This window comes from Pseudoruegeria sp. SK021, from assembly GCF_002119405.1.
Lineage (GTDB): Bacteria > Pseudomonadota > Alphaproteobacteria > Rhodobacterales > Rhodobacteraceae > Meridianimarinicoccus.
On record NZ_MTBG01000057.1, the window covers coordinates 1 to 11489 of the forward strand.

Sequence of the window (11489 nt, forward strand, 5' to 3'; positions counted from 1 at the left end):
GGTACGGTTCCAGCTTGCCACGCCCCGGCGGACATCCCTGGGGTGCAGGCGAGGCGTGCCCTGTCGTCCTGACCTGCCGCGCCCAACGCGCGCCCGTCGCGGGCGAAAGTTTCAGACGCAAAGCCGCCGCACGTCCGCTTAACCCTTCTTCAATGTAACTCTGAAACCGCGCCCGAAGCGCAGATGGCAAAGGTGCTGACATGATCCATCCTCCAAAATAGGATGAATCACAAACACGACCCTATAGAAACCACCGATTCAGGTTTTCACAGAAACGCTTTAGTCACCTGAGTCCGAAGTTGTTGCCAGTGTTTTCTGGCAGAAGCGTCGGACTGAGGCGAGGATTTCGTCGGCGGATTTCACCCAGCGATAGGGCTTCGGGTTTTCGTTGTGCGCGTTGATAAAGGCGATGATGTCGGCTTCCAATTCGGCGACCGTCCTATGCACGCCGCGCCGGATCTGTTTGCGGGTTAGCTCGGCAAACCAGCGTTCGACCTGGTTCAGCCAACTTGCCGATGTCGGCGTGAAATGCACGTGCCAATGGGGGCGTCGTGCCAGCCAAGCCTTCACGCGCGGCGTCTTGTGCGTGGCGTAGTTGTCCATGACAAGGTGCACGTCCGGCCCTTCGGCCATCTGCCGGTCGATCTGCTTTAGAAAGTCGAGGAACTCGGTGGCACGGTGGCGTTTATAGCATTTCCCGATCACCGCGCCCGTGGCGATGTCGAGAGCGGCGAACAGCGACGTGGTGCCGTTCCGGGTGTAAGTGTGGGTGCGTCGTTCGGCGACACCAGGCGCCATGGGCAGGACGGGCTGCTCGCGATCCAGCGCCTGGATCTGGGATTTTTCGTCCACGCACAAAACGATAGCCCGGTTCGGGGGTGACATGTAGAGACCGACCACGTCCTGCACCTTGTCAACAAACAGGGCATCGGTTGAGAGCTCAAAGGTTTCGGCGCGATGAGGCTGAAGACCGAAAGCGTTCCAGATGCGCCGAACAGTCGTATGCGACAGCCCTATCTCCACCGCCATCGAGCGGATCGATCAATGGGTCGCATCCTTCGGCGTCGTCTCCAGCTTGAGTTTGATGACGTCGTCCACTTGCTCATCGGATACGGAGCGTGGACGACCCGCGCGGTACTCGTCAGACAACCCTTCGAGGCGGTGCTCGGCAAACCGTCGCCGGCACTTGCCGACAGAATGTTCGGAACGGCCCAGTTCGACAGCGATCTTCTTGCTGGTCAGGCCGTCGGCGCATCTCAGAACGATCCGGCATCTGTCCGATAGCGACCGCGCCGCCTTGTGCTTGCGCAACTGGGCGTCCAGAAACCCGCGCGCCTCATGGCCAAGTTCAATCGCAACCGACGCCCGACCTTGCATGACGCACCCCGAAAATCTGCCTCTCATCAATGATGGCAAATTCGGTTCCAGATGACTAGGGGGTCGGTGGTTGGTTCGGGAAATGCCAAGAATCGGACTGCCCCCCCTCGGAACGCTTAACGAACCTCGGTGACAGCCCGCGCCAGAGTGGTTGTCAGGGTCTGCACTGCTACGGCCTCCTGACTGCGCCCACCATGCTTGAAGTTCGGATGTGCTGACCCGGATGGTGCGCCGCCTCTTGCGCCGTGAACGCGGCACACGCGCCAGCCATTGACGGCTGGAGCCATGCAGGGCTTGCCGCTTCCTTTGGTGGTGGCGGCGCATCTTGGGGCGTCACGCACGCGTTGAATGGGGTCTATGGGAAGGCGGATGATCGCCGGCTTGTTTTGTGTGCGTTTTTGGTTATATTGAATACAGGAGAGATGAGAGGTGCCGTGCCATGTCCCGAACGACCACGATGACCGTCCGCCTTGGTGGAGCATTGAGTGACTTCGTGTCGGCCAATGTAGGCGATGACGGGTCCTATGAGAACGTCAGTGAGTACATCCGCGACCTGATCCGGCGTGACAAAGAGAGGGCTGAGCAGGAAGCCTTCAACCGGCTGAAGGGCGAGCTGACCCACGCGTTCGCAGCGCCCGAGGAGACGTATCAACCGCTGACGGCAGCCGAGGTGATTGCGCGGAACAGGGCCTGATCCGATGCCCGCCGTTCGAATCCAGGAAGGGGCGTCCCACCGCCTCGATGACATCTACCGCTACACCCGAGACAGGTGGGGAGATGATCAGGCGGAAAAATACATCACCGGCCTGTTTGCAGCCTTCGACAAGATCGCTGACCACGGCGTTGCGTCAAAGCCCATCCCGGCCGAGTTCGGCGTCGAAGGGTTCTTCTTTCGATACGAGCGCCATTTCGTCTACTGGCGACATCTCTCGAATGGTGACATCGGGATCGTGACCATCCTGTATGAGCGCATGCATCAGATCGACCGATTCCGGGATGACTTCGGCTTAGGCTGATCGGCTGATTTCCCAATGAGCGCCGGGTTTCGCACGGGTCCCTCGGGTCCGACGCTGGCACGAGAGAGAGTTCGTTGCATGTGTCATTCCCTCCGCCATAATCCCCATTACGAACCAGTGACACTGCCCTGACGGGCACGGATTTTTCCGTGTTATCAAGGGGGTTTGTGGGAACCGACCGAACCTCATAGACGCGCCGCTAGGGCGTGTTGCGTTCAATCGGCTTCATATCCCGCAGCCTTGAAGAAGTTGTAGCATTCTTCTTCGGTGAACAGATCGCAGACATGCCCAACGGCCTGCCAGAGTTCGTCATAGCTTCGGGCAGCGGCTCGGCGGATGAGGGCTTTGAGCTTGGAGAATGCCATCTCGATCGGATTGAGATCGGGGCTGTAGGGTGGCAAGAAAAGGAACCATGCGCCAACGGCCTTCATGCTCGCCGCTGCCGCTGGGCTTTTGTGCGATGACAGGTTGTCGAGGATGATCACGTCGCCGGGATGCAAAGTGGGGGCCAGTTGACATACAGGTCGAACAGGTCCCGGTTCATCGCTCCGTCGATCACCCAGGGCGCGTCCAGCCGGTCATGACGCAGGGCGGCGATGAATGTCTGGGTGCTCCAGTGACCAAAGGGGGTGTGATCGATCAGGCGCTGGCCGCTCAAGGACCAACCGGTGGTCTTGGCCATGTTCGTCTTCAGCGAAGTTTCGTCGATGAAACCTATGCGCGGCAACAGGTTACGCATGAAGGGCTGGCGTCGCGTGACCCAGATATGGCGCGCCAGGCGAACGTCAGGCCGCTTTTGCTCGGCGGCTTGCAGGTCTTTTTTTGTGTGTCAGCCCGCGACTGCGCAGGAAGCGCCAGACCGTGACCCGGTGGATCGTCATGCCGTGGTGATCTGCCAATTCGGCCACCAGATCGTTCAGCGTCAAATCGGGTTTCCCGGCGATCCGCGCCTCAATCCAGTGCCGCACGGCCACAAGCTTGCCGTGTCCGCCGCCATTTCCCTGCGTTCGAGGCGCAAGTTCACCCGTCTCCCGCTTCAGGATCACCATGTCGTTGACGAACTTCACGGAAACCCGAAACCGCGTGGCGGCTGCCCGGTGCGAGTGTCCTTCTTCGACGAAAGCGACAACGCGCTGCCGAAGCGCCATAGGATGTGGTCTGCCCATCTCAAACCTCTATACCTGCCATGCAGACAAGGAATCAGAGATCACGTCTTCTGGGAGCCCTGAAACGGAAAAAACGCAACACGCTCTAGTCACCTGAGTCCGACGCTTCTGCCAGAAAACACTGGCAACAACTTCGGACTCAGGTGACTAGATAATCGCGTGCCGAACACGAGCAGAAACCCATTCACTCAGGACCACCGTGGCAAGGATCAGAAGCAGAATGACCGAAACTTGGCTCCATGCCAGCGTGTTGAGAGAGGCCTGTAACTTCAAGCCGATACCGCCCGCGCCGACCAAGCCCAAAATGGTGCTTTCTCGGATGTTGATGTCCCAGCGGAATACCGTGATGCCCCAGAAAGCTGGCATGATCTGGGGCACGATCCCGTAGTTCAGGACCTGTAATCCGCTCGCGCCCGTGGCTTCGATGGCTTCAGTCTGGGAGGTGTCGGTTTCCTCGATTGCTTCATAAAGCAGCTTGCCGACAAAGCCGATGGACCGTAGCGCGATGGCCACAATGCCCGCCAATAAGCCCGGACCGATGATCGCCACCAGCAGCAGAGCCCAGATCAGGGAATTAATCGACCGCGAGGCCACGATGATGAACAGCGCGATAGGCCGCAGTACCGTAGCCGATGGCGTGGTGTTGCGGGCAGCCAAGAAGGCCACCGGGACGGCCATGATTACCCCGCCAAGGGTGCCTAGCGTCGCAATGTTCAGCGTATCCCAAAGCGGCACCCACAGTTCTGAAATATAGGACCAGCGGGGCGGAACCATCCGACTACCAATATCGGCGGCTTGCCGTGGTGCGTCTGAAACGAAGAACCAGATTGTGTCGGTTGTCATGATCTGCCAACACCACACGAACAGCGCGACCAGCGCCAGCCACCCTATCCAAAGCGCCAGACGTTCGCGTTGCGTGCGGTGTGACCAGAATTGATTGTAACGGGTAATCTCGGTCATTGAAGGAACTTCCGCAAGTAGCTGGATCCGTATTCGGCAACCATGACGATGGCGATAATAATTAACAGGATTGCACCAGCGCTGTCATACTCATACCTGTCGATCGCGGTGTTGAGTGTGGCCCCTATGCCGCCCGCACCGACAATCCCAATTACGGCGCTTTCGCGGAAATTGATGTCGAGCCGGTACAACGACAGCCCGATTAGCCGCGGCATGACCTGTGGTTGGACGGCATAGTTCACCACTTGCCACCACGTCGCGCCTGTGGACCGCACTGCTTCAGCTTGGGTTTCATCAATTTCTTCGATGTCGTCAGCCAACAACTTGGCAATAAATCCGATGGTGGCAAAAGACAGCGTCAGGAACCCTGCGAAGGGCCCAAACCCGAACATCGCCACGAAGAAGATCGCGATGATGATTTCTTGCAAAGAACGGCTGACGGCGATGATCGACCGACAGATATAGTAAATCCATCGCGGAGCAAGATTTCGGGCCGCTCCGATGCCGATGGGCACCGAGATGGCCACACCGACCACTGTCGAGGTCAGCGTCATGGTCAGGCTTTCGATCAGTCCCTGGCTAATGTCACGCCAACGGCTGCTGAAATCAGGTTGCAGGAAGCCCATTATAAAGCGTTGTCCACGCTCGAGCCCGTCATAGACCCGTATCCAATTCACTTCGACCGAGCCGAAGGCAAGGACGAGGTAGACTACGATGCCGATCTGTACCGCAATCCGCCAGCGCCGATCCTTGATGATCTGCGGCGGACGGCGCCAACTTGTTGGGGCGGAGGTTCCGGTCATTGCGCCAACGCCGCGATGCGGTCACGGGCGTCGGCCTCGGCTTGAGACTGTTCCTCCTCGCCCTGACGCATCGTATTCCAGTCTTCTTCACCATAGATCGTGGTTAGGGCGTCTTCTTTCAGTCGGTCAGGCGGTCCGTCGAACACCACGCGTCCGGCGCGCAGCCCCACGATGCGCTGCATAAACTGTTGGGCTAGTGGCACGTCATGGATATTGACGATGGCCGGAAGGCCGCGTTCGGCGCAGACTTCGGTCAACAGGCGCATAATTTGCCGACTGGTTTTGGGATCCAAACTGGCCGTTGGCTCATCCACCAGCAACAATTCAGGGTCTTGGGCCAGTGCCCGGGCAATGCCCACGCGTTGTCGTTGGCCGCCCGACAAGGCATCGGACCGCTTATCGGCGTGATCAATCAGGCCGACCCGGTCGAGAAGTTGATAGGCGCGCTGGATGTCAAATTCCGGATATTTCCGCAGAAAGCTCCGCCAGAACGGCACATAACCCAGCCGCCCGGACAACACGTTTTCCATGACGGTCAGCCGCTCAACCAACGCATATTCTTGAAAGATCATCCCGATCCGCCGCCGCTGACGGCGCAGATCGCTCTTGCCGAGCCCGACAAGGTTTACGTCATTCAGCAGGATCCTTCCCGCTGTCGGTTCAACCAAACGATTGATACAGCGAATTAACGTCGATTTGCCGGCACCAGATGGGCCGATCAGTCCCATGATCTGGCCTTTGGGCACGCTTAGCGTCACATCACTGAGGGCGGAATCGCCAGTTCTATAGGTCTTGGATAGACCATCAAGGGTCAGCATTTTGGGAACTCGCAGGAAAAAGTCACGGGCGGAACGGTGCCGCCCGTGACTGTCAAAGTTGAAGGCGGCTCAGCTACAGGCGTAGACGACGCTGTTGGCTTCGTCGATGGTGCGGATGACGTCCCAATCTTTCTGGAAAGTAATCGGGATGAACTTGCTTTCGCCGGACTTGCTAAATTCTTCCTGCAAGGCGCTGCCTTCCCAATCGAAGCTGAAGAAAGCTTCGTGAATGGCGTCCTGCAGTTCGGGGGTCAGGTTGAACGCAGTGCCGTAGCCAGTGGTTGGGAAGGTCTGCGAGGTGTAAAGGGTCACCAGTTGATCTTCGCTGACGACGTCGCGCTCGATCATCCGGCTTTTGACCGAATTGGCGATGGCCGCCGCCGGGTAGTCCCTGTTTGCAACGCCAAGGATCGAATTGTCATGCGCACCAGAGTATACTGGCTCATAGTCGGTGCCGGCTGTCATGCCAAACTCTGCCGAGAGGATGGCGGATGGCGCCTTGAAGCCCGAATTCGAAGTCTCGGACGTGAATGCCATTTGGTTGCCGCGAATTGCATCGACGCTGTCGATACCCGAGTCCGGGTAGGTGATGATTTCCATTTCATAGCCGAATGAGCCATCTGCGGCAGCCATCATCGCGAAGGGGCGGAAGCCGCCACAAGCCACGGCCAGAGGGTTGGACCCGGTGTTGAAGCCTGCGACGTGCAGGCGACCTGCGCGCATTGCCTCGATCTGGGCAGCGTTAGATTGTACCGGGAAGAACTGGACCTTTTTGCCAGTGACTTCAGCCATGTGGTCCAAAAACCCCTTCCAGACTTCGGCATAAACGGCTGGATCTTCAACCGGGGTGTAAGCAAAAATCAAGGTGTCAGGGTCGGCCAAAGCCGCCGGGTCTGCCGGGATGTCAGCGATCAGATCGCCGTCCGCATCGGTGAAGCGGCTGTCCAGTGCAAAGTCAGCGGTAGCCGGAACGGCCATGCCCAATACGGCGAATGCGGCGAGGGCTATGTTCTTTTCCATGTCTCTTCCTAAGATTTACCTACCGGGTCGGGAATAATTAAGGCGTGTAAAAGGTTTATGAAATTGGAGAACGTTTTTGGAGAACGACCGTGCGGTAGAGTCGCAAACTTTTCGAAGGAGACCTAGCATTACAGTTGCATTTTACTCTGATGTCTGAATCCATGAGATTCCATGGATCGGAGGTCATGGATGACAGGTGCATCAGTCGAGGCGACGCCTGAACTTTGGGCGTCTTCGTTGCGGGAAGTGAAGGGGCGGATGCGACCGTTGTTCACGCAGGAGCGTGTGGCGGCATCAGCGGGACAGTTTCTGGACGGCTTGCTGGGGGAAGAAAGGCGCAAGACGGGATGGATGCGTGCGGAAGCGGCTGGTGATCCCGGCCCCTGGCGGCAACAGGCAATCCTGGGTCGCGGATGCTGGGATGCGGATTCTTTGCGCGACATCGTGCGCGATTACGCGCTTGAGACGCTGGCCGATCCCGATGCCGTTCTGGTGATTGATGAGACCGGTTTTCTCAAGCAGGGTAAGGCATCCTGCGGGGTCGGCCGGCAATATACAGGGTCTGCCGGCAAGATCACCAATTGCCAGATCGGTGTGTTCGCATCCTATGTCTCCCGGCATGGTCATGCCTTCATCGATCGGGCGCTCTATCTGCCGAAGGCCTGGACGGATGATCGGGATCGCCTAGTGGCAGCCCATGTGCCGGAAAGTATTCGCTTTGCCACCAAGCCTGCACTGGCGCTCACGATGATCGAGCGGGCGATTGCTTCAAACGTGCCGTTTTCCTGGGTGGCAGCCGACAGCGTTTATGGCGTGGGCGACATCGAGATGGCGCTCAAACGCGCAGCCAAAGGCTATGTTCTGGGCGTGAACGCCAACCATTCCTTCCGCTCATGGGGCAAGCCGCTGGCCGTGGCTGGAACCGCCAAGGACATCGCTGAAGCTTTGCCCGAGAATGCATGGCACCGGCTGTCAGCAGGCGAGGGGACCAAGGGCGCGCGCCTACATGACTGGGCCTATCTTGATCTCGCTGATCTTGATGCCGATGATTTCAACGCGGATTTCACCGGTGTCTGGACACGCGGGCTACTGATCCGCAGCAACATCGCCGACGGCGACCTCGCCTTCTTCTCGACCTGGTGTCCGGTTGGCACGCCTGTGGAAAAACTGGTGACGGTGGAGGGGCATCGTTGGGCGATCGAAGATAGTTTTGAGACCGCCAAAAACGAGTTCGGCCTCGACCACAACGAAACCCGCTCTTGGCATGGCTGGCATCGCCACGTCTCGCTGGTGATGCTCGCGTTCGCGATGATGGCCGTCATCCGCAATCGCGCCAATACTCGCCCTTTGGATCCCCAAAAAAAGATGTGGTCGGCATGGCGCAAGACCGCCAACTGATCCGCTGGTCGATGCAGGAAATCCGCCGCATCGCCACCCGCCTCGCACGGCAACAAATTTATCCCGCACATGTCATCGCATGGTCGCTCTGGCGACGCGCTCATCAGGCCGCAGCTCAACAAGCATACTTCAAATCAAAAATGCAACTGTAATGCTAGAATGTCGCTTGCGCCCGCAATTCAAACATTTTGGGATTGAGCACATACCATCATGTGATTTTAAGATGGCGGGCGGAATGGGGGGCAAGGGAAAGCATATCGCCTGTAACGCATTGTTTTAAATGAAATAAATTTATCTGACTGGCGGAGCGGGTGGGATTCGAACCCACGGTGCGCTCTCACGCACGGTAGTTTTCAAGACTACTGCCTTCGACCACTCGGCCACCGCTCCGGACACGTGTGTGCTAGCGCCAGACGACCGGAACCGCAAGGTGGATATGGCACAGGGCGTGAGTTCTTTCGCAGCGTATTCAAGTAATGCAGCAGCTTGCGAGTGGAGGGATCCAAGCCGCGTCGTTAAGTTGGAAGGCAACTCACTTGGTAGTAGGTATCCTTATCACTAATACCAATCCAGTTTGGCGCGTTCAAAGGCGATCGTTTCCCTCCTGAAATTATCGATTGCGCCGTGTAGATCTGTCACAGGTTCCATAATTCCTTGCGCGATGGCGAAGACAAATGGCACCGATACGAAGGCGACATTTCAATGAACAGCAAGAAGTACTGGCTGTGGCGAGCCATCAATGGCCGTGGCAATGTGCACTGAACACTCGCCCAATCTCGTCGTGACGAATGGGCCGCCGATCAATTTTTGCGCGATAATACAAGGCATTTGACGCTCCACGGGGGGATTATCACGGACGAACCCAAAAGATACGGGGGCGCTTTAAAGGATCGTGCACAGGGCCATTGGGCACCACAGCCACAAGGGGGATCAACACTCGATCCGATGCACCGCACAGTCCAATTCTAAGGCGAGAAAAATGTACGGGCGCGTCAAATCACCCGGCCAATCGCATCAATTTCTCTTCGGCCACGATCAACCCAAGACTGTTTTCAGCCCGCGTCGCCAGACCTTGGCAACGGCTTGGTACCGCCAATCCAGAGCGGATGCACATTGGATCGAGGGTGACATCACCCGTGAGCTAAAGGCAGCGCGCGATCCGCGGTCCCTGCTTTCGCCGCCAAGAGCGCCGATAACTCAGCGACGCAGGTACTTTGATCCGTCGGTGTTGGGTTGCACTCATCCTTATCTATGGGGGGGTCCGTGGCCGAGGTCGCCAAATCACACCTCGACCGCGGGATGGCTGTGAAGGGGCTCACAGGATCGGTTGCCCGCCGGTTACGGCTATGGTTGCGCCTGAGGTGTAACTGGACGCCTCCTCCGCTAACATCACATAAGCCGAGGCAAGCTCACCCGGTTGCGCGGGCCGACCCATCGGATAGTTCGATCCGAAGTTCTGTACTGCCTCCGTTGGCAAAGTCGCTGGGATCAGCGGTGTCCAAACGGGGCCGGGCGCGACGCAGTTCACCCGAATTCCGCGGGATGCGAGCGATTGTGCCAACCCGGCCGTGAAGTTCTGGATCGCGCCCTTTGTGGTCGCATAGGCCAGCAGCCCAGGATTGGGCATGTCGGAATTCACCGAAGCGGTGTTGATAATTGAACTTCCCTCGCCCATTCGTGGCGCCACGGCCTTGGAGAGATAAAACATCGCGTGAATGTTCGTCCGGAAGGTCAAATCCCATTCCTCGTCCGAAATATCTTCTAATTTATCAAAGTGTTGTTGATGGGCTGCGTTGTTTACTAATATGTCGATGCGTCCGAAGATGTCATATGCCTCTTTGACGATTGCGCGGCAGTGCGCAGCAGACTGGATGTCGCCGGGCAATAAAAGCGCCCGTTGACCGGCCTGTTCCACCAGATCACGGGTCTGTTGCGCGTCGTCGTGCTCGGACAGGTATGAGATCGCGACATCCGCCCCCTCACGCGCAAAAGCCAGCGCGACCGCCCGGCCGATTCCACTATCGGCCCCGGTAATCAACGCGGCCATGCCGCTTAACCGACCCGAGCCACGATAGGTTTTTTCACCGTGATCCGGCATAGGCGACATTTTCGCGGTGTCGCCGGGAACAGTTTGGTCCTGCTTTGGAAAGGGAGGGCGGGGATATGCCATGCTGTATCCTTTTATCTTTTATGTCGTGAGTGGTCTTCGTCTGTGAGAATTTAACAGGGGTCCCGCGTTTGAGTTCCAAGCAGACCGCTAAGGGGGCTGGAATTTTCAAGGCAGCCTGCGTTTGAATAACGCAGGCTGCCCCAAGCCGCGCAGGCGTCTGGCAAGGTGGCGAACAGCACCAAACAGTATGACTGTGAGAGGGCGGAATAGATCGTCAAGCAATGGCCCGCCCCAACGGTACCTTGCGCTACATGGTGCGGGCCCGGGGAACCAAACTGGCTGCTTTGCGATTACACGGTCGTCAACCCAAAGCGAGTGAGGAAATGCGCCATGGAAACGACACGAAAAGATCGGATATCCCAACGGGCCTATGAGCTGTGGGAACAGGCCGGCTCCCCCGAAGGACAAGCCGAACAATTTTGGTATCAGGCTGAAAACGAGTTGGGCGACGGGATTGGTGACGAGGCAAGCGCGCAGGCGTTCGTGCGCGATCTTGCCACCCCCGTATCCGAGCAGAACCCGGATCTGGCCGAGCACGACACGCCTGCCGCAGCCAAAGCTGCACCCAAGAGGCCGCGAGGCAAAGCAAACAAAGACGCGGCAAGCTGACATAAAATGACCGGGGATGCGGTGACGGTATACGCGACCACCGTATCGGCGCCGTTGTTGAAAATTATGGCGCGGGCCGTAAAGACTTTAGGATCGACCCCGCCATCTTTTAGCAGACGGATACACCGCTCGAAGCCGCCTCTTGCACTTGT

13 protein-coding genes, 1 tRNA gene and 2 pseudogenes are annotated in these 11489 nt (G+C 58.0%); 5 read left to right on the plus strand and 11 right to left on the minus strand.

The genetic code is table 11. From position 1 onward, the window contains the following. Positions 1–202, minus strand: a pseudogene (locus tag BV911_RS19830) (transposase); the annotation flags it as partial. Positions 203–279: 77 nt separating this feature from the next. Then, positions 280–1377, minus strand: a pseudogene (locus BV911_RS17595) (IS630 family transposase). Between the two features lie 439 nt (positions 1378–1816). Here BV911_RS17595 and BV911_RS17600 point away from each other — a divergent pair. Together BV911_RS17600 and BV911_RS17605 are read left to right on the plus strand one after the other, a co-directional pair. Further along, positions 1817–2071, plus strand: a complete 255-nt coding sequence (locus BV911_RS17600) for an addiction module antitoxin (protein ID WP_009502501.1) — start codon at positions 1817–1819, stop codon at positions 2069–2071. A 4-nt stretch (positions 2072–2075) separates the two neighbouring features. After that, on the plus strand, positions 2076–2393 hold the full coding sequence (locus BV911_RS17605) for a type II toxin-antitoxin system RelE/ParE family toxin (protein ID WP_086054890.1): 318 nt from the start codon (positions 2076–2078) through the stop codon (positions 2391–2393). 215 nt (positions 2394–2608) lie between these two features. On the opposite strand, the gene BV911_RS19835 is transcribed toward BV911_RS17605, so the two are convergent. From BV911_RS19835 to phnD, 7 genes are all read right to left on the minus strand, one after another. Further along, positions 2609–2878, minus strand: a complete 270-nt coding sequence (locus BV911_RS19835) for a transposase (protein ID WP_205963893.1) — start codon at positions 2876–2878, stop codon at positions 2609–2611. Beyond that, a complete protein-coding gene (locus tag BV911_RS19840) occupies positions 2875–3075 on the minus strand; it encodes a hypothetical protein (RefSeq protein WP_205963894.1) in 201 nt (66 codons plus the stop codon). Before BV911_RS19840 ends, BV911_RS19835 begins: the two co-directional genes overlap by 4 nt. Positions 3076–3178: 103 nt before the next feature. Then, entirely contained in the window at positions 3179–3559 is a 381-nt protein-coding gene (locus BV911_RS19845) for a transposase (RefSeq protein ID WP_139840142.1), read from the minus strand. Positions 3560–3706: 147 nt separating this feature from the next. Continuing rightward, a complete protein-coding gene (gene phnE / locus BV911_RS17615; RefSeq protein ID WP_086054891.1) occupies positions 3707–4519 on the minus strand; it encodes a phosphonate ABC transporter, permease protein PhnE in 813 nt (270 codons plus the stop codon). Beyond that, entirely contained in the window at positions 4516–5322 is an 807-nt protein-coding gene (gene phnE / locus BV911_RS17620; RefSeq protein ID WP_086054892.1) for a phosphonate ABC transporter, permease protein PhnE, read from the minus strand. Before phnE (BV911_RS17620) ends, phnE (BV911_RS17615) begins: the two co-directional genes overlap by 4 nt. After that, complete coding sequence (gene phnC / locus BV911_RS17625; protein ID WP_086054893.1) at positions 5319–6140, minus strand: phosphonate ABC transporter ATP-binding protein; 822 nt, start codon at positions 6138–6140, stop codon at positions 5319–5321. Before phnC ends, phnE (BV911_RS17620) begins: the two co-directional genes overlap by 4 nt. Positions 6141–6209: 69 nt before the next feature. After that, the gene (gene phnD / locus BV911_RS17630) at positions 6210–7160 is read right to left on the minus strand and encodes a phosphate/phosphite/phosphonate ABC transporter substrate-binding protein (RefSeq protein ID WP_086054894.1); all 951 of its coding nucleotides are present in this window, start codon (positions 7158–7160) and stop codon (positions 6210–6212) included. Positions 7161–7331: 171 nt separating this feature from the next. On the opposite strand from phnD, the gene BV911_RS17635 reads away from it, so the two are divergent. Both BV911_RS17635 and BV911_RS19645 read left to right on the plus strand, forming a co-directional pair. Then, positions 7332–8558, plus strand: coding sequence for an IS701 family transposase (locus BV911_RS17635; RefSeq protein WP_086054895.1), 1227 nt, complete (start codon positions 7332–7334; stop codon positions 8556–8558). Beyond that, positions 8537–8710 (plus strand): hypothetical protein, encoded by a 174-nt coding sequence (locus BV911_RS19645; protein WP_168184129.1) that lies wholly within the window; start codon positions 8537–8539, stop codon positions 8708–8710. Before BV911_RS17635 ends, BV911_RS19645 begins: the two co-directional genes overlap by 22 nt. A gap of 148 nt (positions 8711–8858) precedes the next feature. Here the strand turns inward: BV911_RS19645 and BV911_RS17640 are convergent. Together BV911_RS17640 and BV911_RS17650 are read right to left on the minus strand one after the other, a co-directional pair. Continuing rightward, a tRNA-Ser gene (locus tag BV911_RS17640) sits at positions 8859–8948 on the minus strand. Between the two features lie 925 nt (positions 8949–9873). Next, entirely contained in the window at positions 9874–10728 is an 855-nt protein-coding gene (locus BV911_RS17650; RefSeq protein WP_086054896.1) for an SDR family oxidoreductase, read from the minus strand. Positions 10729–11058: 330 nt separating this feature from the next. On the opposite strand from BV911_RS17650, the gene BV911_RS17655 reads away from it, so the two are divergent. Next, positions 11059–11337, plus strand: coding sequence for a DUF2934 domain-containing protein (locus tag BV911_RS17655; RefSeq protein ID WP_086054897.1), 279 nt, complete (start codon positions 11059–11061; stop codon positions 11335–11337). Positions 11338–11489: the final 152 nt, after the last annotated feature.

Coding starts and splice junctions, on each gene's coding strand:
- phnD (WP_086054894.1), bottom strand. CDS start 7,160: ATGGAAAAGAACATAGCCCTCGCCGCATTCGCCGTATTGGGCATGGCC.
- BV911_RS19840 (WP_205963894.1), bottom strand. CDS start 3,075: ATGGCCAAGACCACCGGTTGGTCCTTGAGCGGCCAGCGCCTGATCGAT.
- BV911_RS17655 (WP_086054897.1), top strand. CDS start 11,059: ATGGAAACGACACGAAAAGATCGGATATCCCAACGGGCCTATGAGCTG.
- BV911_RS19845 (WP_139840142.1), bottom strand. CDS start 3,559: ATGGGCAGACCACATCCTATGGCGCTTCGGCAGCGCGTTGTCGCTTTC.
- BV911_RS17635 (WP_086054895.1), top strand. CDS start 7,332: ATGGATCGGAGGTCATGGATGACAGGTGCATCAGTCGAGGCGACGCCT.
- BV911_RS19645 (WP_168184129.1), top strand. CDS start 8,537: ATGGCGCAAGACCGCCAACTGATCCGCTGGTCGATGCAGGAAATCCGC.
- BV911_RS17650 (WP_086054896.1), bottom strand. CDS start 10,728: ATGGCATATCCCCGCCCTCCCTTTCCAAAGCAGGACCAAACTGTTCCC.
- phnE (WP_086054891.1), bottom strand. CDS start 4,519: ATGACCGAGATTACCCGTTACAATCAATTCTGGTCACACCGCACGCAA.
- BV911_RS17605 (WP_086054890.1), top strand. CDS start 2,076: ATGCCCGCCGTTCGAATCCAGGAAGGGGCGTCCCACCGCCTCGATGAC.
- BV911_RS17600 (WP_009502501.1), top strand. CDS start 1,817: ATGTCCCGAACGACCACGATGACCGTCCGCCTTGGTGGAGCATTGAGT.
- phnE (WP_086054892.1), bottom strand. CDS start 5,322: ATGACCGGAACCTCCGCCCCAACAAGTTGGCGCCGTCCGCCGCAGATC.
- phnC (WP_086054893.1), bottom strand. CDS start 6,140: ATGCTGACCCTTGATGGTCTATCCAAGACCTATAGAACTGGCGATTCC.